The sequence below is a fragment of the Devosia geojensis genome (genome assembly GCF_000969415.1).
Classification (GTDB): domain Bacteria; phylum Pseudomonadota; class Alphaproteobacteria; order Rhizobiales; family Devosiaceae; genus Devosia; species Devosia geojensis.
Map to the genome: position 1 here is coordinate 15,745 of NZ_JZEX01000115.1, position 22,797 is coordinate 38,541.

The 22,797-nt window shown below is 66.6% G+C and carries 25 protein-coding genes and 1 tRNA gene; 5 read left to right on the forward strand and 21 right to left on the reverse strand.

Annotation, left to right across the window (positions count from 1 at the left end; genetic code table 11):
- Window position 1: 1 nt before the first annotated feature.
- From pheT to VE25_RS12435, 8 genes are all read right to left on the reverse strand, one after another.
- Window positions 2-2,425, reverse strand: coding sequence for a phenylalanine--tRNA ligase subunit beta (gene pheT, locus VE25_RS12395; protein ID WP_046108947.1), 2,424 nt, complete (start codon window positions 2,423-2,425; stop codon window positions 2-4).
- 18 nt (window positions 2,426-2,443) lie between these two features.
- Window positions 2,444-3,091, reverse strand: a complete 648-nt coding sequence (locus VE25_RS12400) for a 3'-5' exonuclease family protein (protein WP_046108948.1) — start codon at window positions 3,089-3,091, stop codon at window positions 2,444-2,446.
- A 157-nt stretch (window positions 3,092-3,248) separates the two neighbouring features.
- Window positions 3,249-4,379 (reverse strand): phenylalanine--tRNA ligase subunit alpha, encoded by a 1,131-nt coding sequence (gene pheS / locus VE25_RS12405; protein WP_046108949.1) that lies wholly within the window; start codon window positions 4,377-4,379, stop codon window positions 3,249-3,251.
- Between the two features lie 166 nt (window positions 4,380-4,545).
- On the reverse strand, window positions 4,546-4,947 hold the full coding sequence (rplT, locus tag VE25_RS12410; RefSeq protein WP_046108950.1) for a 50S ribosomal protein L20: 402 nt from the start codon (window positions 4,945-4,947) through the stop codon (window positions 4,546-4,548).
- Between the two features lie 20 nt (window positions 4,948-4,967).
- Window positions 4,968-5,168 carry a 50S ribosomal protein L35 gene (gene rpmI, locus VE25_RS12415; protein ID WP_046108951.1) on the reverse strand — a complete coding sequence of 67 codons (201 nt, stop codon included), beginning with the start codon at window positions 5,166-5,168 and terminating at the stop codon, window positions 4,968-4,970.
- A gap of 139 nt (window positions 5,169-5,307) precedes the next feature.
- A complete protein-coding gene (locus tag VE25_RS12420; RefSeq protein ID WP_046108952.1) occupies window positions 5,308-5,856 on the reverse strand; it encodes a dihydrofolate reductase family protein in 549 nt (182 codons plus the stop codon).
- Between the two features lie 60 nt (window positions 5,857-5,916).
- Complete coding sequence (locus VE25_RS21885; RefSeq protein ID WP_052731933.1) at window positions 5,917-8,127, reverse strand: methyl-accepting chemotaxis protein; 2,211 nt, start codon at window positions 8,125-8,127, stop codon at window positions 5,917-5,919.
- 181 nt (window positions 8,128-8,308) lie between these two features.
- Entirely contained in the window at window positions 8,309-9,826 is a 1,518-nt protein-coding gene (locus VE25_RS12435) for an MFS transporter (RefSeq protein WP_046108954.1), read from the reverse strand.
- A gap of 101 nt (window positions 9,827-9,927) precedes the next feature.
- On the opposite strand from VE25_RS12435, the gene VE25_RS12440 reads away from it, so the two are divergent.
- Window positions 9,928-10,470, forward strand: coding sequence for a TetR/AcrR family transcriptional regulator (locus tag VE25_RS12440; RefSeq protein WP_046108955.1), 543 nt, complete (start codon window positions 9,928-9,930; stop codon window positions 10,468-10,470).
- Here VE25_RS12440 and VE25_RS21890 read toward each other — a convergent pair.
- The gene (locus VE25_RS21890) at window positions 10,451-11,311 is read right to left on the reverse strand and encodes a glycosyltransferase family 2 protein (RefSeq protein ID WP_052731934.1); all 861 of its coding nucleotides are present in this window, start codon (window positions 11,309-11,311) and stop codon (window positions 10,451-10,453) included. The genes VE25_RS12440 and VE25_RS21890 overlap by 20 nt on opposite strands.
- 116 nt (window positions 11,312-11,427) lie before the next feature.
- Between VE25_RS21890 and VE25_RS12450 the strand changes: the two genes are divergently transcribed.
- Both VE25_RS12450 and VE25_RS12455 read left to right on the forward strand, forming a co-directional pair.
- Entirely contained in the window at window positions 11,428-11,847 is a 420-nt protein-coding gene (locus VE25_RS12450; RefSeq protein ID WP_046108956.1) for an Hsp20 family protein, read from the forward strand.
- A gap of 14 nt (window positions 11,848-11,861) precedes the next feature.
- Window positions 11,862-12,152, forward strand: coding sequence for a DUF1150 family protein (locus VE25_RS12455; protein WP_046108957.1), 291 nt, complete (start codon window positions 11,862-11,864; stop codon window positions 12,150-12,152).
- A gap of 195 nt (window positions 12,153-12,347) precedes the next feature.
- Here the strand turns inward: VE25_RS12455 and VE25_RS12460 are convergent, their stop codons facing one another.
- The 9 genes from VE25_RS12460 to VE25_RS12500 all read right to left on the reverse strand — a co-directional run bounded on the left by VE25_RS12460 (window position 12,348) and on the right by VE25_RS12500 (window position 18,412).
- Window positions 12,348-12,815 (reverse strand): PTS sugar transporter subunit IIA, encoded by a 468-nt coding sequence (locus VE25_RS12460; RefSeq protein ID WP_046108958.1) that lies wholly within the window; start codon window positions 12,813-12,815, stop codon window positions 12,348-12,350.
- 46 nt (window positions 12,816-12,861) lie between these two features.
- Window positions 12,862-13,434, reverse strand: coding sequence for a ribosome hibernation-promoting factor, HPF/YfiA family (hpf, locus tag VE25_RS12465; protein WP_046108959.1), 573 nt, complete (start codon window positions 13,432-13,434; stop codon window positions 12,862-12,864).
- Window positions 13,435-13,683: 249 nt separating this feature from the next.
- Window positions 13,684-15,177 carry an RNA polymerase factor sigma-54 gene (gene rpoN, locus VE25_RS12470; protein WP_046108960.1) on the reverse strand — a complete coding sequence of 498 codons (1,494 nt, stop codon included), beginning with the start codon at window positions 15,175-15,177 and terminating at the stop codon, window positions 13,684-13,686.
- A 130-nt stretch (window positions 15,178-15,307) separates the two neighbouring features.
- Window positions 15,308-16,063, reverse strand: coding sequence for an LPS export ABC transporter ATP-binding protein (gene lptB / locus VE25_RS12475; RefSeq protein WP_046108961.1), 756 nt, complete (start codon window positions 16,061-16,063; stop codon window positions 15,308-15,310).
- On the reverse strand, window positions 16,060-16,515 hold the full coding sequence (gene lptA / locus VE25_RS12480; protein WP_046108962.1) for a lipopolysaccharide transport periplasmic protein LptA: 456 nt from the start codon (window positions 16,513-16,515) through the stop codon (window positions 16,060-16,062). The genes lptB and lptA overlap by 4 nt, the downstream gene beginning before the upstream one ends.
- The gene (locus VE25_RS12485; protein WP_046108963.1) at window positions 16,512-17,150 is read right to left on the reverse strand and encodes an LPS export ABC transporter periplasmic protein LptC; all 639 of its coding nucleotides are present in this window, start codon (window positions 17,148-17,150) and stop codon (window positions 16,512-16,514) included. Before VE25_RS12485 ends, lptA begins: the two co-directional genes overlap by 4 nt.
- Window positions 17,151-17,155: 5 nt before the next feature.
- The gene (locus VE25_RS12490; RefSeq protein ID WP_046108964.1) at window positions 17,156-17,770 is read right to left on the reverse strand and encodes a ribonuclease D; all 615 of its coding nucleotides are present in this window, start codon (window positions 17,768-17,770) and stop codon (window positions 17,156-17,158) included.
- A 121-nt stretch (window positions 17,771-17,891) separates the two neighbouring features.
- Window positions 17,892-17,976: transfer RNA gene (locus VE25_RS12495), tRNA-Leu, on the reverse strand.
- 73 nt (window positions 17,977-18,049) lie between these two features.
- Window positions 18,050-18,412, reverse strand: coding sequence for a GFA family protein (locus tag VE25_RS12500; RefSeq protein WP_046108965.1), 363 nt, complete (start codon window positions 18,410-18,412; stop codon window positions 18,050-18,052).
- Window positions 18,413-18,607: 195 nt separating this feature from the next.
- Between VE25_RS12500 and VE25_RS12505 the strand changes: the two genes are divergently transcribed.
- Window positions 18,608-19,597, forward strand: a complete 990-nt coding sequence (locus tag VE25_RS12505) for a complex I NDUFA9 subunit family protein (protein ID WP_046108966.1) — start codon at window positions 18,608-18,610, stop codon at window positions 19,595-19,597.
- 46 nt (window positions 19,598-19,643) lie between these two features.
- Here the strand turns inward: VE25_RS12505 and VE25_RS12510 are convergent, their stop codons facing one another.
- The 3 genes from VE25_RS12510 to VE25_RS12520 form a co-directional block, all read right to left on the reverse strand.
- The gene (locus VE25_RS12510) at window positions 19,644-20,222 is read right to left on the reverse strand and encodes a glyoxalase superfamily protein (RefSeq protein ID WP_046108967.1); all 579 of its coding nucleotides are present in this window, start codon (window positions 20,220-20,222) and stop codon (window positions 19,644-19,646) included.
- A 182-nt stretch (window positions 20,223-20,404) separates the two neighbouring features.
- On the reverse strand, window positions 20,405-20,689 hold the full coding sequence (locus tag VE25_RS12515; protein WP_046108968.1) for a hypothetical protein: 285 nt from the start codon (window positions 20,687-20,689) through the stop codon (window positions 20,405-20,407).
- Between the two features lie 6 nt (window positions 20,690-20,695).
- Window positions 20,696-21,505: an undecaprenyl-diphosphate phosphatase gene (locus tag VE25_RS12520; protein ID WP_046108969.1), complete on the reverse strand. Its 810-nt coding sequence runs from the start codon at window positions 21,503-21,505 to the stop codon at window positions 20,696-20,698.
- A gap of 171 nt (window positions 21,506-21,676) precedes the next feature.
- Between VE25_RS12520 and VE25_RS12525 the strand changes: the two genes are divergently transcribed.
- Window positions 21,677-22,354, forward strand: coding sequence for a glutathione S-transferase family protein (locus tag VE25_RS12525; protein ID WP_046108970.1), 678 nt, complete (start codon window positions 21,677-21,679; stop codon window positions 22,352-22,354).
- Window positions 22,355-22,797: the final 443 nt, after the last annotated feature.

The window sequence follows — 22,797 nt, forward strand, 5'->3', positions numbered from 1 at the left end:
ATTAGCTCCGCAGCACCGCGCCCGTCGCCTTGGCGACGGCGGCGACGACCGCGCCCGAAACCTTGTCGATCTCCTCGTCGGTCAGCGTCCTGTCGCGCGGCTGCAGCGTGACCTCGATGGCGACCGATTTCTTGCCCTCGCCCACATGCGCGCCCTCGAAGACGTCGAAGACCGTCACATCCTCGATCAGCGCCTTGTCGGCGCCGCGCGCGGCCTTGAGGATGGTCGCGGCAGTGGCCGAGCGGTCGACGAGGAAGGCGAAGTCGCGCTTGACCGGCATCAGCGGCGAAACGTCGAGGGCGCCCTTGGACTTCGTCGCCTTGCGGCGGGGCTCCGGCAGGGCATCGAGGTCGATCTCGAAGGCGGCGACGGGGAAGTCGACGTCCATGGCTTCCGCCCAGGCCGGGTGCAGCTCGCCGAACCAGCCGAGGATGACCTTGGGTCCCAGCTGCAGGCGCCCGCCACGGCCCGGATGATTCCAGGGCGCCGGCTCGGCGACGAGCTGGAGCTTTTCGATATCGACTCCCAAGGCATCGAGCACGGCGGCAAGGTCCGCCTTGGCATCGAAGACGCCCACGTCCGCAGCCTTCCCGCTCCAGTGGCGGCCGGCGCCGGTCAACCGCGCCGTGCCGGTGCGGATGCCGGCTGCGTAAGTGTGCTGGCCTTCCGGCTCGTCGGAGAGGAACACCTGGCCGACTTCGAAGAGCCCGATATCGGCATTGCCGCGATGGGCGTTGCGGCGTGCCGCGGCGATGAGGCCGGGCAGGAGCGAGGGGCGCATGTCGGTCATGTCGGAGGCGATGGCGTTGGCAAGCTGCAGGCTTTCCGCCCCGCCGCCGAACCGCACCGCCTCCTCGTGCGGGATGAACGACCAGGTGACCGCCTCGTCGAGACCGCGCGCGGCGAGGGCCCGGCGGGCGATGCGGCGGCGGTTCTGGATGGAGGTGAGGATGCGGGGCGCCACATGGCTGAGGCGCGGCAGCGGCTCGACGGGCACCGCGTCGACGCCAACCATGCGCATCACTTCCTCGACGAGGTCGGCCTTCTGCGTCACGTCCGGGCGCCAGCTCGGTACCTTGACGGAAAGCGTCTCGCCCTTGCCTTCGCTCGTAAAACCGAGGCGCGAGAGGATGTCGATGACCTTGTCGTGCGAAACGTCAAGGCCAGTGAGGCGCTTGACCTCGGACAGCGGGAACTGGACGACGGTATCGGGATAGACGTCCTCGCCCGAGATCACCGGCTCCATCGGCTCGCCGCCGCACAGCTCGAGGACGAGGCGGGTGGCGAGCTCCATGCCGGGCTCGGTCAGCGCCGGATCGACCGAGCGCTCGAGCCGGTAGCGCGCGTCCGAGACGATGCCGGTCTTGCGGCCGGTGCGGGCGACGAGCTGCGGATCCCAGCTGGCGCATTCCATGAAGACGTTGACCGTCTCGTCGACGACGCCCGAGCGGATGCCGCCCATGATGCCGCCGAGGCAGAGGGGACCCGCATCGTCGGCGATGACGGTCATCGTCTCGTCGAGCGCATAGACGCGGTTGTCTAGGGCGTCGATCTCTTCGCCGGCCCGGGCGTTGCGCAGCACCGGCTGGCCGACGAGCTTGTCGGCGTCATAGGCGTGGAGCGGCCGGCCCCAGCCGAGCGAGACGAGGTTGGTGATGTCGACGATGGCGTTGATGGGTCTGAGGCCCACGGCCCGCAGGCGCGCCTGCAGCCAGGCCGGAGAGGGCCCGTTCCTGACGCCCTTGATGTAGCGGCCGGCGAACTTGCGGATGGTCTTCATCTCGTCCGGACCGAACTCGTGCGGCAGCGGACCGATCGGGCTCTTGCCCTTGGAGGTCACCGGCGACATGTCGGTTGTCTTCAACGTGCCGAGGCCGAAGGCGGCAAGGTCGCGCGCGATGCCGTAGACGCCGGTCGCATCGCCCCGGTTGGGGGTGATGGAGATGTCGTAGACGACGCCGTTGAGGCCGGCATAGTCGACGTATTTTTTGCCGACCGGGGCGTCCTGCGGCAGCTCGATGATGCCGTCGTGGTCATTGCCGAGGCCCAGTTCCATGGCCGAGCAGAGCATGCCGTTCGAAACCTGTCCGCGAATGACGCCCTTGCCGATGGTGATGTCCTTGCCCGGGATATAGGTGCCGGGGAAGGCAAAGACCGATTTCATGCCGGAGCGCGCGTTCGGCGCCCCGCAGACGACGTCGAGGATTTCGCCCGAGCCCGCATCGACCTTGCAGACCTTGAGCTTGTCGGCGTTGGGGTGCTGCTCGGCCGAGACGACATGGGCGATGACGAACGCGCCCAGCACCTTGCCCTCGTCCTCCATCCCCTCAAGCTCGAGGCCGATCATGGTAAGGGCCGCGCCGATCTCGTCGGCGCTCGCCGTGGTGTCGAGGTGCTCCTTGAGCCAATCGAGGGTGAATTTCATCGAGTTCGTGTCTTTGCGTTAGCGGAAGTCGGAAGGGGTGCCGGTGATCGGCGGCAACGCCCGGGAAAGCTTGAGGAGCTCGACGAGCACGTTGGCAAAGCCGCGCGCGTCGTCGATGGCCTTGTGGGTATGAGGCACATGCCCATAGAACTCGGCCGGCAGCTTGCTCATGCCCCAGTCAAGATAGGGCGCGCCGCGCAGCGTTCCGGCCATGGTATAGAGGCAGACGCCCCCGCCCTTGAAGATCTGCCGGGTCTTGAACGGGCCGCCAAGCACGCGGGTGCCGGCGTACTCGTCGAGATAGTGGTCCATCCACAGGCCATCGAAGATCATCGGGGCGGCAACGAAGACGTGGGGACCGGGCAGGCTATCCACCCAGTCGGCAAAGCGCGGCATGACGACTTCCGGCGCCTCGTCGCCGGTCGTTGCCGCCTCCCAAGCCTCCGGCTGGGTCTGCCACCAGTCCATCGTCTGCTCGTTCTGCTTGCGGTCGGGCCGGGGGATGAGCACCGCCTCGAACTCGCCATAGCGGTTGCCGTCGGCGTCGATGGCGACGGACGCAAAGCTCAGCATCGAATTGTGCAGCGGCGTCGGCCCGTCCGCCTCGATGTCGGTGACGACGAAGGTGGGATTTGCAGTGGCGTCGACGGATTGCAGGAGGCTCATTGTGGGCTCCAGTGCGGCAAAGGCCCCCTCACCCGGCCTGCGGCCGACCTCTCCCCCGAGGGAAAGGTGGCGGGCAGCCGAGATGGCGCGGCCTCACCTCTCCCTTTGGGGGAGAGGTCACCGCGCAGCGGCGGGTGAGGGGGCCTTGTCGATAACATCAGCTGCTCAATCCCCCGAACAATGTCGGCAGATCGAACGGGCGGAACCCGTAGTGGTCGAGCCAGCGCTGGTCGGCATCGAAGAAGGCGCGAAGGTCCGGCATGCCGTATTTCAGCATGGCGATGCGGTCGATCCCCATGCCCCAGGCGAAGCCCTGGTAGACGTCCGGATCGAGCCCGGCATTAGCGATGACGTTGGGATGCACCATGCCGCAGCCGAGGATTTCGAGCCAATCCTCGCCCTCGCCGATCTTGACCTCGCCGCCGGAGCGGTCGCACTGGACGTCGACCTCCATGGAAGGCTCGGTGAAGGGGAAGAACGACGGACGGAAGCGCAGGGTGACGTTGGGGATCTCGAAATAGGCCTTGAGGAATTCCTCGAGCACCCAGCGCAATTGCCCGATATGCGACGACTTGTCGATCACCAGCCCCTCGACCTGGTGGAACATGGGCGTGTGAGTCTGGTCGCTGTCGTTGCGATAGGTGCGGCCGGGCATGACCACGCGGATCGGCGGATCGATCGAGGGCGTGATGTAGCCGGCCTTGGGCGGATTGTTGGTCTTTTGCATGACGCGCACCTGCACCGGCGAGGTGTGGGTGCGCAAAAGCTTCCTCTCGCCCTCGGCATTGGGTTTTAAAAAGAACGTGTCGTGCATTTCGCGCGCCGGGTGCCCTTCCGGGAAATTGAGCGCGGTGAAGTTGAAATAATCCGTCTCGATGTCCGGCCCCTCGGCGATGGAAAAGCCCATGTCCGAGAAGATGGCGGTGATCTCGTCGATCACCTGACTGACCGGATGGATGCGCCCGCGCGTCGTCGGTGCCGGCTGCAGGGGGAGCGTCACATCGACGGTCTCGGCGGCAAGGCGCGCTTCCAGCGCCTTGGCCTTGAGCTCGCCCGAGCGCGCCTCGATGAGGCTCGCGGCCTCGGCCTTGAGGCCGTTGATGGCGGGGCCAGCAGTCCTGCGCTCCTCGGGCGGCATGGAGCCGAGGGTGGCGAGCAGCGCCGAAACGCTGCCCTTCTTGCCGAGGGCGGAAACGCGCACGGCCTCGAGCGCCGGTTCCGTATCGGCGGCGGCGATGGCGGCAGACAGTTCTGCGCGAAGGTCGCTGATCTGGGTTTCGAGAGACATCTGAACTTCCGTTGCGGGCGTGAGCTTCATGGCAAACAAAAACGCCCTGCGCCAGCCCTGACGGGCGGCGCAAGGCGCGAATTTGCCTCAGCAAGCTGAGAGACGGTTCTGCTGGTCGCTCGCTCGAACCGCAAAAGTGAGTGTCCACTTTTGCCGAGCAAGCTCCTTAGGCGGTAACCCGGGCGTGGGTGGTTTCTTCCACGTCCTTCAGGTACCCCAGCGCCGCCTTGGCCTTTTCGACCAGGACGCCGAACGCGGCGGGCTCGTGGATCGCCAGATCCGAGAGCACCTTGCGGTCGACGGCAATCTCAGCCTTGCCGAGGCCGTCGATAAATCGGCCGTAGGTCAGGCCGTGGTCGCGCACGGCGGCGTTGATGCGCTGGATCCAGAGCGCGCGGAAGTTGCGCTTCTTGACGCGGCGGTCGCGGTAGGCGTACTGGCCGGCCTTTTCGACGGCCTGCTTGGCGACGCGGATCGTGGACTTGCGGCGGCCGTAGTAACCCTCGGCGGCCTTCAAGACCTTCTTGTGACGGGCGTGGGCGGTAACGCCTCTCTTGACGCGGGACATCTGTCAGGTTCCTTCCGGCGTTAGCGGTTGTACGGCATGTACCACTTGACCAGGTTCTCATCGCCTTTGAAGAGAATCTTGGTGCCGCGGTTGCTGCGGATGTACTTGGCGTTGTGGGACGACAGGCGGTGGCGCTTGCCGGCGACGCCGGCCTTGACCTTGCCGGTCGCGGTGAACCTGAAGCGCTTCTTGGCGCCCGATTTGGTCTTCATCTTGGGCATTTTGCGTGTCCTTGTTCTTGTGACTGGGCCTTATGGGGCCTTGTCGCATTCAAAGACCGCCACGGCATGCCTTTTGGCCGGGCGGTCCGGAGAAGGCGCGTCTATAGGGGGAAAGCGCCGGGTTGGCAAGCCCTGCGGGCTAATTCGGCCGCGGCTCGAAGACCAGATTGGTGGTCTGCCCGGATTGGCTGAGGTGAATCAGTTCCAGGTGGACCGGCGGCTCTCCGGTATCGGCGAAGATCTTGATGCCGGCGCCGATCAGTACCGGTGTTACGTGCAGTACGATCTGGTCGACGAGACCGGCGCGCAGCAGCGCCGAGCCGAGCGTCGGCCCGAGAATGACGACCATCCTGCCATTGGCCGTCGCCTTTGCCTTGGCCACGACGGCGGGCAAGTCGTTGCCATCGGCGAAAAGCGTCTTTGGATCGTCCGGGAAGGGCCTGCGGGTAACCACATATTCGGGCACCTGGACCGCGTCGCCATAGGCTTGCGGTTCCTCATCCCGGGCGCGGAAGACGTCATAGCCGCGCCGGCCGCCGAGGGTGCAGCCGATATTGGCCTCGACTTCGTCGATCAGCGGGTTGGGCGCCTCGTAACGCGCCATGAACGCGAGGCTGTCGTTCACATCGGCGGCATAGCCGTCGAGGCTGATGGCGGTGTGCCAGATGACGCCGTCATGCTTGAGCATGGGTAGTCCTCCCGTGGTTCAAGTCGGAAGGATATCAATCCAGTTGCAAATTGCAAGCAGTTAGGCAGCGCGTCGACCTGCTCGTTTCTGCGGTTCCGTCACAACCGTGCTGCCCGAGAAATCGCGCACGATCATATCGAGCTCGTGCGCCTGCGCCTCGGTCTGCTCGATGGCCGCGTTGGTTTGCTCGACGAGCGCCGCGTTGTGCTGGGTGATCTCGTCCATCTGCTTGACGGTCAGCGTCACGCGGCCGATGGCGTCGGCTTGGCCGCGGCTCGAGGTCGCGATCGCCTGCATCCTGTCGCTGCTGGCCTCGATGGCGGCAAGGATGGTCTCGAGCTTGCCGGCCGCCTCGGAAACGAGCCGCGAGCCGTCCCTGACCTCGCCAGCCGATTGCTCGATGAGCGCCTTGACGTCCGAAGAGGCATTGGCTGCCGACTGGGCGAGGCGGCGCACTTCGACGGCAACCACGGCAAAGCCCTTGCCGGCCTCACCGGCCCTCGCCGCCTCGACGGAGGCGTTGAGAGCCAGGAGGTTGGTCTGGAAGGCGATGTCGTCGATCAGGCGGATGATCGAGGAAATCTTGGCCGAGGACGAGGAGATGCGCTCCATCGCCTGCGTCGCCGCGTGCATGGCAAGGCCGCCGGCATGGGCGACGCGCGAGGCATCGAGCGCGCTTTCGGCCGCGCCATGCGCCGCCTGCGCGTTTTCGAGGATCTCGCCGCTCAGCGTCTCGATCTCGCCGACGGTCTCCTCGATCGCCGCCGCCTGGCGGGTGGTGCGCTCGGAAAGGTCGTTGGTGCCCGAGAGAATCTCGCCGGTCGCGCGCTTCAGGGCATGCGAGGCGTGGCCGAGGCGGAAGAGGGTCGCCTCGAGGGCGTCGGCCAGCGCGTTGGTGTCGGCCTTCAACTGCCCGAAGGCGCCGCGATAGTCGCCGGTGACGCGGCGCGAGAGATCGGCATTGGCGAGGGCCGAAAGCACGGCGCCCGATTCGGTGAGGCCCCGCGAGACGGTCTCGACCAGCGCGTTGACGCCGGCGGCGAGCGTATTGAGATCCTCTATCTCGTAGTCGCGGGTGAGCCGCCGGTCGAAATCGCCATGGAGGGCGGCCGCGACGATCTCGCCGATGTCGGCCTGCAAGGCCTCGCGCAGCCCCTGCCGATGGGCGGAGAGGGCGGCCTCTGCTTCCCGCTCGCGCGCGTTTGCGGCAACGGCCCGGCCATGGGCGCCGAACACCTCCAGCGCCCGGGCGATCTGGCCGATCTCGTTGCGCTCGTTGCGGGCCGGCAGCGTCACCTCGAAGTCGCCGTCGGCCATGCGCTGGGTGGCCGACGCCATCTGCCGGATAGAGCGGGAGAGCCAGCGCGCGATGGCGATGGCGAAGGCAAGCCCGACGGCGAGCGCGGCGAGGCCTGCAATGAGCGCGCTCGTCTGCACCTGCGCGGCGCTGCCGGCGGCGGCCGCATCGATGCGCCCGCGTTCCCCGGCCGCGGTCTCGGCGAGCCGCGCATAGGCGCTGACGAGCTCGGCATCGATCCCGGCGATCTGCGCGCCGATGACCTGCCGCTCGCCGAGCCGGGCATGGGCCTCGGCAAGGCTGGCCGCGTAGAGCTCGACGGCCTGCTTCACCGCATCGACGCGGGCGAGGTCCTCGGCCCGGAAGAAGGTCGAGCGCAGTTCGTCGAGCCGCGCCAGGGTCGCCTCCGAGAGGGCGACGGTGGTGAGATAGCGGAACTCGTCCGGCGCCGAGAGCAGCGTAGTGGCGGCGAGCCGCGTCTGCAGCAGGTGTTGCATGGCAAGGCCGGACGTCGCCGCGGCCCTGGCGTTGAGGCTCGAGGACTGCGCTGTCTGCGTGATGAGGCTGGCGAGCGTATCGGTGGCTCCGATCCCGGCCTCGTCGCTGGCCGTCGTGAGGCGGGCGATCTCGGCGTCGACCGCGATCATGGCGTCGATGCTCTCGCCATAGCGCGCGACGAGGTCGGATTGCGCGGCACCCGCCGAGAGGGTGGAGAGACTGGCCACAACGCGGGTGGCGTTGGCCTCGTTCGGCGCAAGCTCGTAGCGCGATACCGCAAGGCGCGCCTCGGCCAGCGCTGTGCTGGCCTCGGCCACCGCGCCCGAGGCGGCGGCCGCGTCACGGTAGCCGGCAAAACCGGCCGAGAGGATCTGGACGCCGAGGACGGCGATGACGACGAGGACGCCGAGCAGCACGATCAGCGCGCCGAAGGCGGCATAGATGCGGGCGGCGATGGAGAGGCGGGAGAGCAGCATGGGGCAATCGACTTCCGGACGAGTTCGTCCGGTGGTCTATGCCGCCGCCGGTTAATTTTGGGGGAATGGCTGCGTCACCTAACTGTCAGACAACGGTCATGAATTCCCGCTCCTCGGCGCTCCGGGCCGGGCCGGGCCGTTCAAGGCCCGGAGCGCGGATTTTTTCGCTCGTCGTGGCGGCTCAGTGCACCGCCGGGGACGCGCCGGTCTCCCGGTAGCCGCGCAGCGCCACGGGAACGGCCACCGCCAGTATGGCGATGAGGCCGGCGGCGATCAGCAGCACCGTCTGGTGGGCCGAGGAGAACGCCAGCCGCGCCGCCTCGGCGAGCACCTCTCCACCCGCTCCGCCGATCCGGTCGGCCGCGATCATGGCCTCGCCGATGGAGTGCCCCGCGCTTTCCGGCACGCTGCCGGCAAGGCTTTCGGGCACGAGGAACGCGCTCCCGTAGCTCGAAGCGAGCAGGACCCCGAAGAAGGTGATGCCAAGACCGGCACCCAGCTCGTAGCCGGTCGATTCCAGCGCACCGGCGGCGCCCGCCTTCTCGACCGGGGCGCTGCCCATGATGGCGATCGAGGAGGCGGTGAGGCCGAGGCTGAGCGCAAGGCCGAGCAGGACCATCAGCGCCACGACACCAAGGCCCGGATCGTGGAAATCGCTCAGCCCCAATCCGGCAAGGCTCGCGGCCGCCGCCGCCAGCGAACCTGCGGCGACGGCGCGCAACCCGAAGAGGCCGACCGAGTAGCCCGCGAGCGGTCCGCCGATCGCCGAGGCGATGACGAGGGGCAGCATGAAGATGCCGGCCTCGAGCGGCGAGCGTCCGACGACGAACTGCAGCTCCTGGGCGATGGTGAGCTCGACGCCGGCGAGCGCGCCCGAGACGACGAGCGCGATCACCATGCCCATGCTGATTGCCGGCCGGGCAAAGAGCGTGAGGTCGAGCATCGGCGCGCTGGCGCGCACCTGCTGCAGCGCGAAGGCGGCGAGAAGGGTCAGGCCGATGAGCGCGCTTGCGACGGCAAGCGCCGGCGAGGCGCCGGGCTTGAAACCCGATTTGACCGCATAGACCGTGGCGATGAGGCCGGCGATCAGCAGCAGCGCCTGGCCGATCGTCCAGTTGCCCCGCCCCTGTGGCGCGCGATGCGGCACGCTGACGAAGGCGAGCGGCCAGACGACGAGCATGATCGGCACGTTGATGAGGAAGACCGAGCCCCACCAGAAATGCTCGAGCAGCAGGCCGCCCGCCAGGGGCCCAAGCGCGGCGCCGGCCGAGCTGACCGTGCCCCAGAGGCCGAGCGCTATGCCGCGCTCGCGGTCATCCTCGAAGGTCTGGCGGATGATGGCCAGGATCGCCGGCATGACCATGGAGGCGCCGAGCGCCAGCAGCGCCCGTGCAGCGATCAGCGCTCCGGCAGTCGGCGAGAAGGCGGCGCCGACCGAGGCGGCGACGAAGACGGCGAGGCCGACGAGGAGCATGCGCCGATAGCCGACCCGATCGGCCAGCGTGCCCATCGGCACCAGCAGGCCCGCCATCATCAGGGGGTAGATGTCGATGATCCAGAGGATCTCGGTGCCGCTCGCGCCCAGGGCCAGGGTAAGGGAGGGCACGGCGATATGGAGGATCGTCATGTCGACGACGATAGGGATGAACGCCAGCAGGACGGCGATCAGGACGAGCCAGCGGTTGCGCGAAAACGACATCTGAACCTCTATGCGCGGAGCGCGATTTCCTTTGATATGAAGGGATGCGCTATATATATCCGTCCAGACGGTTTTAAAAGAGCAACCATAGGGAATTCGATATGGGCCGACGCCAGACAATCGATCGCGGAGCGCTTCTCGATGCCGCTGAAAGGGTGGTGCTGCGCGACGGGGCGGCGCACCTGACCATCGATGCGGTCGCCGCCGAGGCGGGAGTCAGCAAGGGCGGCGTGCTCTATGCCTTCGCCAGCAAGGACGCGCTGATCGACGCCATGCTCGCCCGCGTCTACGCCGCCTTCGACCGGATCGCCGACGACTACCTCGAAAAGGCCGGTGACACGCCGGTCAACCGCGTGCGCGCCCATGTCGAGGCGAGCCGCACCGCCGACCCGGACGCCAGCGACCGGGCCGTCGTGCTGATGGCGAGCTTCATGCGCTCGCCCAAATACCGCGAGGGCGCGCTCGAATACTACAGGGGCCTCATCGACCGCCTCGATACCACGACGCCTGCCGGCCGGCAGGCGCGGGTGGCCCTATTGGCCACCGAGGGCGCGGCAATGCTGCGCGGCTGCGGCTTCTATCCGTTCTCGCAGGACGAGTGGGACGAGATCCACCAGGATGTCATCACGAAGCTGCTGTCGTAAGGCGCGCCACCGCCAGCATCGGCTCGAGATGGTCTTCGAAGAGCAGGCCGGGCGTCTTCGCGGCGGCCGCCTCGTAGCGTTCCTCGGCTTCGAGCGAGACGGCAAGGAACGCCGCCAGACCCTCCACATCGGCCTGCGGCAAGCCATAGTGGCCGGATTCGAGCCTGGAAAGAATCTCGCGCTTGGAAGCGATCATGCCCGCGGCGACGTTCCTGGCGTTGCTCATCGATCCGTCGCGCTTGACGTAGTCGTGCAGCGGCGTTCCGAGATGCATGGAGACGGGCACGGTGCGGTAGAGCTGCAGCAGGAACTCGAGGTCGGTCATGTTGCTCATCCCCGCATCATACCGCCCGTCGGCCTTGCGCCGGTCCCAGGCGATCATCGAATCCATGGAGATGCTCACCCATTTGTGTTCGCCGGGCGTCAGCACGCGATCGGGACCCGTGCCGACATAACGCAGGTGGGAAAAATCCAAGGTCATCACGTCGAGCGCCGTGCTGACGATGCCGTGGGTGTCGAGCGCCGAGATGACGCGGGCGAGCTTTTCCGGCTGCATGCGGTCGTCCGCATCGAGAATGGCCGCATAGGGCGTATCGATCGCGTCGAGCGCGACGTTGCGGGCGAGCGAGGCGCCGCGCCGCGTTCCGCCCGAGTCGAGGAAGCGCAGGCGCGAATCGGCAAGACCGGCCCTGGCGAGGAACGCCTCGTAGTCGGCGCCGTCGTCGGCGACGATCCACAGCTGCCAGTCGGCAAAGGTCTGCGAGATGACGCTCGCGACCGAGGCGGCGATGGTTTCCTCGGCCCGATAGGCGGGCATGACGATGGCGACGGTCCTGTCCATGGGTCCTCCCCGGCCTTGAAGCGGTTGCCTCGTTCTCCCATATCTGCCTCGACAGCCGGGCGCCACTCCCATCGGGTCCGGCAGATGACGTTGCTTGTGACAAGGACGGTTTCGAAATGTCGCGTGTATCCGTGTTCTCCGCCCCGTTTCTGCTGGGGTTCGACGCGTTCGAGGAACGCATCGACCGGCTGACGAAGTCGTCCGACGGCTATCCACCCTACAACATCGAGCGCAAGACCGACGCCGACGGAACCGAGCGGTTCCTGGTGTCGATCGCGGTGGCGGGCTTCTCCGCCGGCGAGCTCGAGGTCATGGCCGAGGACAACCAGCTCATCGTTCGCGGGCGGCAGAAGGACGACGGTTCGCGCGAGTATCTGCACCGTGGCATCGCCACGCGCCAGTTCCAGCGCAGCTTCCTCCTCGCCGACGGCATGATCGTCAAGGATGCAACTCTGAGCCATGGTCTGCTCGTTGTTGCTCTTGAGCGTCCGCAGACGCCCAAGGTCGCCCGCCGTATCGACATCCGTACAGTTTGAGGAAAGGGCACGCCATGATCGAGAAACGCAATTTCGAAGCCGAGACGGCAGGCGGGTCGATCAATCCGCTGAAAAGCCTGACGGCCGCCCAGTTCGCCGCCCTCGGCGGCAACGCCGTCGCCTTTGTGCGCCCCATCAGCGGGCTGGACCTCTCGGCGATGATTCGGGGAACCGATTTCGACGAGGAGACGACCTATCAGCTCGTCATGTCCGCCGACGGCACGCCGCTGATGGTGGCCGACACGCCAGACGCGGTCACCGAATGGCTGATCGACAAGGACCTCGGCGTCGTGACGCTTCACTAAAGCCGTTCATCGTTTCTTTGAAACGCTGAACGATCTCTAACTCTTTGTTTTGTCACGTTTCCGAACCCGAAAAGTGGTGTCCACTTTTCCTGGAAACGCTCTAACGTCGCGCTTTCACACCCCCGAGAGCGCGTCGGTTGCCAATGCAAAGCCCCACCGCACGTGCGGCGGGGCTTTTTTGTTCCTTGTGAATCCTCAGGCGGCGTTGCTGGCTTCGACCGGCGCGCTGAGGATCGCATGGATCCGGGCTGGGTCGCGGCTGCGCCGCAGGTCCTCGACGATCGATTCGGTGCGCAGGAGCCGCGCCACGCGCGAAAGCGCCTTGAGGTGATCGGCCCCGGCCCCGGTCGGGGCCAGCAGCATCATCACCAGGTCGACGGGACGGTCGTCCATCGCCTCGAAATCGATCGGATGATCGAGTCGGGCGAACACCGCCGTCACGCCGGGCAGGCCCGGCACCTTGCCGTGCGGGATGGCGATGCCGTTGCCCAATCCCGTCGAGCCCAGCGCCTCGCGGTCCTCGAGGGCAGTAAGGATGATATCGGGTTCGAATCCGCTTGCCTTTGCAGCTGTTTGAGCAAGCAATTCAAACAGTTCGCGTTTGGACAAGGCGTCCGTGCAGACGAGCACGGAGCGCTCAGCCAGAATGTCGGCCAGTTCCATTAAGACGTCCCAGGTCGATTGCGATCTATAGTGATCGGGCGGGGCTTCAATTTGCGCCGAGAGCTGGATCGATCCAGCCGATATTGCCGTCGGTGCGGCGGTAGACCACATTTAGCCCGCCATGTCCAGCGTGACGGAAAACCACCACTCCGGACTGGCTGAGATCGAGCTCCATCACCGCCTCCTCGACGCTGAGCGAACGCAGGCTCTTGGTGGTTTCGGCAATGACCGGGGGCGCGTAGTCCTCGTCGAGCTCGTCATGGGCGTCCGATGGGCCCAGCACCGTATACTGGGCCAGCACGTCCTGCCCGTTGCCGTTGCCCTTGCGGTGGGACTTGAGCTTGCGGTTGTACCGGCGCAGGCGCTTCTCGATATTGGTGGCCATGCCCTCGAAGGCGGCGGTCGCGTCGCCGCCCTGGGCGCTCGCCTGGAGCGTGGCGCCGGTGTCGAGATGCACCACGCAATCGGCCCTGAAGCCGCTGCCGTCATGGGAAAGGGTGAGGTGACCGTCATAGCCGCCGTCGAAATATTTGCCAACGACGGTCGAGAAGTGATCCTCCGCCTTGCCGCGCAAGGCGTCGCCAACATCCATGTTCTTGCCGGAAACGCGTAAGGTCATGGTTCCCTCTCTTTGCTGTTGCGCTTGGCATGCGCCTGCGAGGAGAAACGCGTCAGCCTCTCTCCCGCCGGAGCCGGCCCGCTGACCATAACCGATATGGGCATGGGCCCGACCCGATGCTAGACCCGTCGCGAACCGGCATGCAATGCGCAACAGGGCGATTAGCGGGGGATAGTTTTGATGACAAGCCGCGCCATAGCGGATAGCCTTCGCGCGTGAATCGAGCTGGAAACCCGTTTGGCGGGCTCCTCAAGCGATCCTCTCCAGTCCCTTCTTCTGACGCCGGCGGATGACCGAGGAGGGGATGTTCATGCCTTCCCGGTACTTGGCGACGGTGCGGCGGGCGACGTCGATGCCCTGCTCGCGCTTCAATATCTCGGCAATGGTGTCGTCGGACAGGACGTCCCCGGCCGGTTCGGCGTCGATGAGCTGGCGGATGCGGTGGCGCACGGCCTCGGCCGAATGCTCGCCCATCCCGTCGGAAGAGGCGATGGCGGTGGTGAAGAAGTACTTCATCTCGAAGAGGCCGCGCGGCGTCATCACATATTTGTTGGAGGTCACCCGCGAGACGGTCGATTCGTGCATGTCGATGGCTTCGGCGACCATCTTCAAGGTCATGGGCTTGAGGTGCGCGATGCCGTGGGTGAGGAACCCGTCCTGCTGGCGCACGATCTCGATGGCGACCTTGAGAATGGTCTGGGCGCGCTGGTCGAGGCTCTTGGTCAGCCAGTTGGCCGTCTGCAGGCAATCGGCGAGGAACGCCTTCCCGGCGCCGTCGCGCGTGCGTGCGGCAACCGTGGCGTAGTACTCGCGGTTGACGAGCACGCGCGGCAAAACGTCCGAGTTGAGCTCGACCTGCCAGCCGCCGGCCGGGGCCGGACGCACGAAGACATCCGGCACAACCGCCTCGACCGGTCCCGAATCGAAGGCGCGGCCGGGCTTGGGATCGAGGGATTTCAGCTCGCCGATCATGTCGGCGAGGTCCTCGCGGTCGCAGCCGATCGCGCGCAGCAGCGCCGGCACGTCGTGGCTGGCGAGGAGCTCGAGATTGGCGAGGAGTTTCGCCATGACCGGATCGAGCCGGTCGCGCTCACGAAGCTGGATGGCGAGGCACTCGGCAAGGTTGCGCGCGAAGACCCCGACCGGATCGCACCCCTGGATGGCCAAAAGCACTGCCTCGACGTCCTCGATCTCGGCGCCGAGCTGCTCGGCGATGCCCTCGAGCGAAGCGGCGAGGTAGCCGGCCTCGTCGAGGTTGTCGATGAGATGGCGCGCGATCATCCGGTCGGGCGCGGTCTTGAGGATGAGGTTGACCTGATCGGTCAGATGGTCGGAGAGGAGCGGGCGGGTCGCGACGAACTGGTCGAGATCGGGCGCTTCGCCCTCGGCGCCGAAGCCGAGCCCGCGCGCGAGGCCGGACCCCGCGTCGGTCCGGGCGTCGGGAAAGACGTTCTCGACCGCGGTGTCGTAGCCCTCAGCGATGGCTTCGGCGCTCTGGATGCGCTCGCCATGGGTGACCGTATCCTCGACGGCTCCGGTCTCGGCCGGGCGCTCGACGGGTTCGGCCGGCTCTCCGTCGGCGCCGTCCTCGCGCTCGAGCAGGGGGTTGCGCAAGAGCTCGGCCTCGACGAACCCGTTGAGCTCGAGATGGCTCAACTGCAGCAGCCGGATCGACTGCATCAGCTGCGGAGTGAGGGTGAGGCTCTGGGCCTGGCGTACTTCGAGCCGCGGCGACAAGGCCATGCGTTGAATTTCCCCACTCGCGAAAGGTTTTGGGGCCCTCGAGGCCCCGCGTTCCGCCGACCATGACTCATTTGCCGGGGCAGGGCAAGCGGCCCGGCAAAATTCGTGCCAAACGGCAGGTAAAGCGGAATCAGACCTCGAACGTATCGCCGAGATAGACCCGGCGCGCCTCCGGGTCGGAGGTGATGGTCTCGGGCCGGCCCTGGATCATCACGCGGCCGCCATGGATGAGGTAGGCCCGGTCGACCAGGCTCAGCGTCTCGCGCACCGAATGGTCGGTGATTAGCACGCCGATGCCGCGATGGGTGAGCTGGCGCACCAGCCCCTTGACCTCGGCGACGGCGATGGGATCGACGCCCGCGAACGGCTCGTCGAGCAGCATGAACACCGGATCGGCGGCAAGCGCGCGGGCGATCTCGGCCCGGCGCCGCTCCCCGCCCGAGAGCGCCAGCGCGTTGGATTTGGCCAGATGCGTGATCGAGAACTCTTCGAGCAGGGCATCGAGCCGCGCCTTGCGCTCGGAGCGCGAGCGCACGGTGTTCTCGAGGATGGCGAGGATGTTGTCGGCAACGCTCATGCCGCGGAAGATCGACGGCTCCTGCGGCAGGTAGCCGATGCCGAGCCGCCCGCGCTGGAAGAGCGGCAGATGGGTGATCGGGCGCCCGTCGAGCCGGATCTCGCCGCTGTCGGGTTTGACGAGACCCATGATCATGGTGAAGCAGGTGGTCTTGCCCGCCCCGTTGGGGCCGAGAAGCCCCACGGCCTCCCCGCGCTTGACCGCGATCGAGACGTCGCGAACGACCGCGCGCTTGCCGAACGTCTTGGCGAGCCGGTGGGCGACGAGCCAGCCGTTCTGGTCGATCTTCTTTGCGGGCTGCTGCGTCATTCGGTGGTGAACGTCCCGGTCACGCGCCCGCTCTGGCTGCCGGTGAAGGTCGAGACCCCGGTGTCGAGGTTGACGAGGAGCTCGGGGCCGCGCACCGTTCCCGACGGGTTGGTCACCACCACATTGCCGGTCAGGTGCAGCGTGCGCGCCGCGGGGTCGAACACGGCCCGCTCGCCGGTCGCGTCCTGCTCGGGCGTTTCGAGGTGCACGTTGCCTGTCGCCTCGAAGCTCTCGATATCGGAAGTGCCGCCCTCACCATAGGTGATGACGACCTTGGGCGCGCGCACGGTCACCGACGGGTGGATGACGACGACGTTGCCCGTGAACACGCCTTCCTGCGATTCTTCGTTGATGGTGAAGTTGTCGGCGGTGATCTCGACCGGGTTCTGCGCCGCTGCGGGCAAGGCCGAGAGGGCGAGGAGCCCGGCGAGGAGAGCAAGGATGCGGATCATGGCTCGTCGGCTCCCGGTGTGTCGGGCAGGGTGACCCTGACGCGTGAAAATGTCCAGATGGAGGTCTTGGTGTCGAAGGTCATCGTCTGCGCCTCGAGCTCGCTGCCGTCGGCATAGTCGATGGAGACGGGGCCTTCGCTCGTCAGCACCTGCGCGGTCCAGTCGAAGACCGAGCGATGGAGCACGGCGGTGGTGCCGGTCGAATCGACGACATCGGCGACGCCTTCGACCAGCACCAGCTCGCTGGTGGTGTCGAGTTCGCCCTCGGCCGCAGTGATGTCCATGACCACCCCGGTCGGGCGCTCGATGGTCAAGGCGGCGTCGGTAAGGTCGATCCGCTCCGGCTCGCCTGCACGCGTCGCCGCCGATCGCGAGGTCACGCGGTAGCGCGAGCCGTCCTCGAGGATGCCGGCATATTCGGGCGCTTCGAGGGTTACGCTCTCGGGCGCGACCCGGATGCTCTCGAAATCGAACCGGCCGAGCTGGCTCGAAACGACGATCTGGACGACGAGCGAAACGAGCGCCAGGACACCTGCCGCCGGCACCAGCCAGCGCAGGACGGCAACGACCCGGTTGCGCCGCTCGAGCGAGCGGTAGATCGAGAGCCTGTCTGCGCTGTGGGCGTGGCTCGGCATCGCGTTCAGCTGTGGGCGAAGATGTCGATTTCGCCCCAGCCGAGCAGATCGAGCTCGCAGCGCGTCTTGAGGAAATCGAAGCACTGCCGGGCAAGGTCCATCCTCCCCTCGCGTACGAGCATGCGGTCGAGATGACGCTTGAGGTCGTGGAGGTAGAGGACGTCGGAGGCCGCGTATTCGAGCTGGGCGTCGGAGAGCTTCTCCCCGCCCCAGTCCGAGCTCTGCTGCTGCTTGGACAGGTCGATGTTCAAGAGCTCGCGCACGATGTCCTTGAGGCCGTGCCGGTCGGTATAGGTGCGCACGAGCTTGGAGGCGATCTTGGTGCAGTAGACGGGGCCGGTCACGACCCCGAACCGGTGCTTCAGGACCGCGACGTCGAAGCGGGCATAGTGGAAGATCTTGGTGACGGCGGGATCTGCCAGCAGCCGCTCGAGATTGGGCGCGGAGGCAACGTCCGCCGGAATCTGCACCACATCGGCGCTGCCGTCGCCCGGCGAGAGCTGCACGACGCAGAGCCGGTCGCGGCTGGGGTTGAGCCCCATGGTTTCGGTGTCGATGGCGACCTCGCGCCCGTAGCGGGAGAGGTCCGGCAGGTCGCCCCGGTGCAGTCTGATGGTCATCGTCGCCTCGCTGTTGCAAAAGCGTGATGCCACAGCGCAAGGGCCTTGGGAAGGCTGGGTCGCGAAATCGGGAAGGCCGAATCAAAACGCCGGCCACGGGGCCGGCGTTTTTGAAGAGAACTGGTGCCCAGGAGAAGACTCGAACTTCCACACCTTGCGGTACACGGACCTGAACCGTGCGCGTCTACCAATTCCGCCACCTGGGCAAAGCGGAGGCGTTACTAGGGCCAGCGCCGGGCGATGTCAATGCGCATTCGTGGATGCCCGGCGCGATCCGCGTCAGAAGCTCGCCCCGTCCCAGTGGCTGATCGCCGCCCGGTCGACAGGCGGGGCATCCTCGAGGCAGTTGACGTTGATCATGACGAGCTCGCGCCCCTCTCCGTCGTGGCCGCGCGCGAAGGATTCGATGCCGCAGGTCGCGCAGAAGAGGTGGTCGATGCCCATGGTATTGAAGTGGTAGAGGGTGAGCCTGTCCTCTCCGGAAATGAGGCGGAAGTTCTCGGCGGGCAGCGACTGCATGATCCAGCCGAGCCGCCGGCAGCGCGAGCAGTTGCAGTCGGCAAGGCTCGAAAGATCGGTGGTCGCTTCGTAGCGCACGGCGCCGCAATGGCATTGGCCGTGATAGGTCCTGGCTTCGGGCATGGACAAACTCCGATACGCGAATTGACGTGAACGAAGGAAGAACATTCCGGCCGAAGAGTCAAGGCGCTGGATTGGCGGCGGACCGGGCACCGCAAACCCTCGTCACACTCGACAGCGGCGCGGGGCTTGGGCTAGAAGGCGGGAAATCCATCACGTGATGTCCGGCCCGCCGGACCGATCCACGGAGCCTCGTTAATGGTCCGCTACGAACCCAAACTCGCCACCGTCTTCGGCGGCTCCGGCTTCCTCGGCACGCAGATCGTCCAGCGCCTGGCGCGGCGCGGCTACCGCGTGCGGGTGGCCGTGCGCCGGCCGGACCTGGCCGGCCACACCAAGTCGCTGGGCAGCGTCGGGCAGGTGGTGCCGGTGCAGGCGAATGTGCGGAACGAAGCCTCGATCGCGCGGGCGGTCGCCGGTGCCGAAATGGTCATCAACCTCGTCGGCATCGGCTTCGAAGGCGGCAAGCAGACCTTCGAGGCCGTGCATGTGGGGGGCGCGGCCGCCATCGCGCGCGCCGCCAAGGCCGCGGGGGCGGAGAGCCTCGTCCACGTCTCGGCGCTCGGCGTCGATATCGCGACCGAAAGCGACTATGCCCGCAGCAAGCTCGCCGGCGAGGGCGAGGTGCTCAAGGCCTTCCCCGAGGCCGTCGTCATCCGTCCCTCGCTGATGTTCGGCCCGGGCGACGGGTTCTTCAACCTGATGGGCACGCTTTCGCGCTATTTTCCCATCATGCCGCTCATCGGCCCCGAGTCGCGCTTCCAGCCGGTCTATGTCGGCAATGTCGCCGAGGCCTTCGTCATGGCGGCGGAAGGGGCGGTGCGCACCGGCCGCGTCTACGAGCTCGGCGGACCCGAGGTCGTTACCCACCGCGAGCTGATGAAGCGCATCCTGGAAGCCGCCGGCCGCTCGCGCCCGCTGCTGCCGCTGCCGCCGGGTATCGCCAAGATCCTGGCGCTGCCTTTCGCCATCCTGCCCGTTACCCCGCTGATCACGGCCGACCGCGTCGACCTGCTGATGACCGACAACGTCGTTTCGGACGCCGCAATCAAGGACAAGCGCACGCTCGCCGCCTTCGGCATCACGCCGACGGCCATGGAGACCATCCTGCCGAGCTATATGTGGCGCTTCCGCAAGCACGGCCAGTTCGACCGGCAGGACCACGCTTCGGACGGCACAGCGGCCTGAGATGGTCCCGCTCCGCCGGCCGGTGGAGCGGGCCGGCTACGTCGGCTCAGGCCCGCGGATCGTCGTCGGCGTAGGGCTCGCTGAAGCGCAGCTTGTTGCCGAAGGGGTCGTTGACCTCCATCACCCAAGCATCCCAGCCCGCGTCCTCGAGGCCCGGCCGGTTGTAGCGGTAGTGCCTGCCGAGCAGCTCCTCGTGGAACGCCTTGATGCCGCGCATCCAGACGAAGACGGTCGAGCCGGGGCTGGCGTCGCCATGGTGCTCCGAGAGGTGCAGCCGTATCCCGGCGCGCGACATCTGCGCATAGAGCGGGAAGTTGTCGCCGTAGCGGTGCTCCCAGTCGAGGGCGAAGCCGAGGAAATCCCGGTAGAACTCCATGGCCTTTTCGACGTCGAAGATGCGCAGGATCGGGATCGCGTCGGAAAAGGCGACGGCGCCGGTTGCCGTGCGGGGGACGCCGGCATCTGCCTCGGCCTCGATCCTGGCCGAAAGGATGTTCCAGTCGTCGTACCCGAACTGGTTGGCGATGAGTTCCAGGCACTCGCTGTGGGAGAGCTCGAGGTTCTTTTGCGCCAGGGCCGTCCGCAGGGACTTGGCCATGGCCTTGGCGTCACGGAATGTGCGCATGAGGCGGATCCTTCTTGCCGCGAACGGGAGAACCGGTGCCTGCATTGCCGATCCGTTCGCGTTGCGAAGAGGATCAAGGACGATAGGGTTTGATGCATTCACCACCCCTTCACGGGGCGCAGGCGGCTGGCCGCATCGGCCGGCCGGCACGTTAGGGCGCCGCCACGGCGCCGTCAACGGGATCAGTAGCGCAGCGGGCGCTTGCGCTTGATCTCGATGATCCGCTCGGTGTCGCTCGCCTGCAGGTAGCGGCCGCGCTCGAGGATCTCGAGGGTGTACTCCTCATAGGTGAGGCCCAGCGCTTCGGCCTTTGCCGCCCGGCGGCGCATGGTCTCGTAGGGCACCTTGCGCGCCTCGCGCTGGGCGGTGCGCCATTCGAAGTAATTGCCGAACGGACCCTCGCCCCATTCGTGGGGCTTTTCCAGCGGTGGCCCGCCATTGTCGCCAGGAAAGCGCTCGCCCGGCATTTTGCCCTAGCGCATCAGCCAGAGGGCGATGAGCCCGCCGCCGCCGACGATGATCCGCCACCAGGCGAACGGGGCAAAGCCGTGGCGCGAGACGAAATCGAGAAGGTACCGCACCACCAGCGCCCCGACGACGAAGGAGGCGGCAAAGCCGATGGCGATGTTGAGCCCGAGGCTCATGTCGATGAGGTTGCGGCTCTTGTAGAGGTCGTAGCCGAAGGCGCCGGCCATGATCGGGAGCGCAACGAAGAAGGTGTATTCGGCCGCCGAGCGCTTGTCGGCCCCGAAGAGCATGGCGCCGATCACCGTCGAGCCCGAGCGCGACACGCCCGGGATCAGCGAAAGCATCTGGAAGAGCCCGATGATCAGCGCCAGGTGCCAGGGATAGCTGTAGATTTCGGTGTAGCGGGGCGCAAGCTTCATGCGGTCGACGGCCAGCAGCACGAAGCCGCCGACGAGCAGGCTGATGCAGATGACGACCGGCGTCTCGTAGATCACCCCCTGGATGTACTCGCGAAAGAGCACGCCCGCGACGACTGCCGGCAGGCAGGTGATAACGACGGCGAGCGCGAAGTGCCAGGCCTGGCGGTCGCCCCTGAGGGCCGCGCCGATGAGCTGCCCCAGCTTGACGAAATAGACGCTGATGACCGCAAGGATCGCGCCCAGCTGGATGAGGACGATGAAGGTCGCGGGCTGGTGGAGGCCGAAGAAGTGTCCGGCCAGCAGCAGATGGCCGGTGGAGCTCACCGGCAGGAATTCGGTCAACCCCTCGAGGATGCCCAGAATCAGGGGCACAAAAAGACCTTGATCGCCGTTCATGTCATCATCTCTGTGATTTGCCGCGGTTCGAGGAGGCCAGCCGCTTTTCCTTCTGGCAGAACCGCTCTAATTCAATAGGGCAAGCGGCGGGAGCTACCGCTCTTAGCCCGATTTGCCGGATGCCGCCAACGCCCGTTTCGGCATTGGTGGTCTTCGTTGAGCGAGCAAGACATGCCAACTCTCCTGCACCATCCCCTTGATCCCTCAACCCGCATGGTCCGCCTGATGCTGGCCGAATACGGCGTTCCTGTGGACCTCGAGGAGATAAAGCCGTGGCTGCGCGAGCCCGACTTCCTCGACATCAATCCGGCAGCCTCGGTGCCGGTGCTGATCGAGGAGGAGGCGGTGGCCGCGGTCGGGCTTCTGGCCACCATCTTTACGATCGAGGAGCGCTATGCGCCCTCGACCGTCGCCGGGCTGATCCCGACGGTCGGCAGCGAGCGGGCCGAGATGTGGCGGCTCTTCGAATGGGTGAACGGCAAGTTCAACGACGAGGTCACCCGCTATGTGATCGAGGAGAAGATCGCCAAGCGCGACCAGCGCGGCGCGACCCCCGACACCGGCGTGCTGCGCGCCGCCAAGGCGAACCTGCAGGAGCACCTGCTCTATTTCGCCTGGCTCTTCGCCAGCCGCCGGTGGCTGGCCGGCGACGAGATGAGCCTCGCCGATTTTGCGCTGGCTGCCCATATCTCGACCCTCGACTATATCGGCGACATCGACTGGGAGGCGGCCGGCGAAATGCGCGACTGGTATTCGCGCATCAAATCGCGCCCGGCCTTCCGCACCCTCCTCAACGACCGCGTCATCGCCCTGCCGCCGCATGCCGGGTATGCCGATCTCGATTTTTGAGCCTGGCGGGATAGGCATGGCGTCTCCCTTTCCGCCGCGCATGACCTTGCGCCGTCCGGAAGATGCTTCCGTCGGTTTTCGTCCTTTCGGACACACGAATGCGGGGCGGCTTTCGCCTCCTATTTAGTTTTAGATGGGAAGCGTCAGCCGCCCCACACGCCGGGATTTGTGAGCCGTACACGAAGCATGCGGACGCTCGTTGATCCGCCGGTCCGTAACAGACACCCTGCCCGCCGGCGACCCGGCTGCCCCAACGCCCCCGCCCGACATCTCGTCCATGCCGCGTGTGTAGCGGCGGGGTGCGAGGAAGAGGATAGGGCCGGTGGAAGGCGCGGGGATAAGTTTTTATTCTCGCGCCGGATCAATGGGTTGGGCACGTACTCCCCTCCCCCTTGAGGTAGGGGTCGGGGGAAGTTTCGGTGGCTCCCTGACTCACCCCCTAT

Excerpts from the sequence above, each read along its gene's own strand:
- pheT (WP_046108947.1), bottom strand. The coding sequence starts at position 2,425 with ATGAAATTCACCCTCGATTGGCTCAAGGAGCACCTCGACACCACGGCG.
- VE25_RS12400 (WP_046108948.1), bottom strand. The coding sequence starts at position 3,091 with ATGAGCCTCCTGCAATCCGTCGACGCCACTGCAAATCCCACCTTCGTC.
- pheS (WP_046108949.1), bottom strand. The coding sequence starts at position 4,379 with ATGTCTCTCGAAACCCAGATCAGCGACCTTCGCGCAGAACTGTCTGCC.
- rplT (WP_046108950.1), bottom strand. The coding sequence starts at position 4,947 with ATGTCCCGCGTCAAGAGAGGCGTTACCGCCCACGCCCGTCACAAGAAG.
- rpmI (WP_046108951.1), bottom strand. The coding sequence starts at position 5,168 with ATGCCCAAGATGAAGACCAAATCGGGCGCCAAGAAGCGCTTCAGGTTC.
- VE25_RS12420 (WP_046108952.1), bottom strand. The coding sequence starts at position 5,856 with ATGCTCAAGCATGACGGCGTCATCTGGCACACCGCCATCAGCCTCGAC.
- VE25_RS21885 (WP_052731933.1), bottom strand. The coding sequence starts at position 8,127 with ATGCTGCTCTCCCGCCTCTCCATCGCCGCCCGCATCTATGCCGCCTTC.
- VE25_RS12435 (WP_046108954.1), bottom strand. The coding sequence starts at position 9,826 with ATGTCGTTTTCGCGCAACCGCTGGCTCGTCCTGATCGCCGTCCTGCTG.
- VE25_RS12440 (WP_046108955.1), top strand. The coding sequence starts at position 9,928 with ATGGGCCGACGCCAGACAATCGATCGCGGAGCGCTTCTCGATGCCGCT.
- VE25_RS21890 (WP_052731934.1), bottom strand. The coding sequence starts at position 11,311 with ATGGACAGGACCGTCGCCATCGTCATGCCCGCCTATCGGGCCGAGGAA.
- VE25_RS12450 (WP_046108956.1), top strand. The coding sequence starts at position 11,428 with ATGTCGCGTGTATCCGTGTTCTCCGCCCCGTTTCTGCTGGGGTTCGAC.
- VE25_RS12455 (WP_046108957.1), top strand. The coding sequence starts at position 11,862 with ATGATCGAGAAACGCAATTTCGAAGCCGAGACGGCAGGCGGGTCGATC.
- VE25_RS12460 (WP_046108958.1), bottom strand. The coding sequence starts at position 12,815 with ATGGAACTGGCCGACATTCTGGCTGAGCGCTCCGTGCTCGTCTGCACG.
- hpf (WP_046108959.1), bottom strand. The coding sequence starts at position 13,434 with ATGACCTTACGCGTTTCCGGCAAGAACATGGATGTTGGCGACGCCTTG.
- rpoN (WP_046108960.1), bottom strand. The coding sequence starts at position 15,177 with ATGGCCTTGTCGCCGCGGCTCGAAGTACGCCAGGCCCAGAGCCTCACC.
- lptB (WP_046108961.1), bottom strand. The coding sequence starts at position 16,063 with ATGACGCAGCAGCCCGCAAAGAAGATCGACCAGAACGGCTGGCTCGTC.
- lptA (WP_046108962.1), bottom strand. The coding sequence starts at position 16,515 with ATGATCCGCATCCTTGCTCTCCTCGCCGGGCTCCTCGCCCTCTCGGCC.
- VE25_RS12485 (WP_046108963.1), bottom strand. The coding sequence starts at position 17,150 with ATGCCGAGCCACGCCCACAGCGCAGACAGGCTCTCGATCTACCGCTCG.
- VE25_RS12490 (WP_046108964.1), bottom strand. The coding sequence starts at position 17,770 with ATGACCATCAGACTGCACCGGGGCGACCTGCCGGACCTCTCCCGCTAC.
- VE25_RS12500 (WP_046108965.1), bottom strand. The coding sequence starts at position 18,412 with ATGCCCGAAGCCAGGACCTATCACGGCCAATGCCATTGCGGCGCCGTG.
- VE25_RS12505 (WP_046108966.1), top strand. The coding sequence starts at position 18,608 with ATGGTCCGCTACGAACCCAAACTCGCCACCGTCTTCGGCGGCTCCGGC.
- VE25_RS12510 (WP_046108967.1), bottom strand. The coding sequence starts at position 20,222 with ATGCGCACATTCCGTGACGCCAAGGCCATGGCCAAGTCCCTGCGGACG.
- VE25_RS12515 (WP_046108968.1), bottom strand. The coding sequence starts at position 20,689 with ATGCCGGGCGAGCGCTTTCCTGGCGACAATGGCGGGCCACCGCTGGAA.
- VE25_RS12520 (WP_046108969.1), bottom strand. The coding sequence starts at position 21,505 with ATGAACGGCGATCAAGGTCTTTTTGTGCCCCTGATTCTGGGCATCCTC.
- VE25_RS12525 (WP_046108970.1), top strand. The coding sequence starts at position 21,677 with ATGCCAACTCTCCTGCACCATCCCCTTGATCCCTCAACCCGCATGGTC.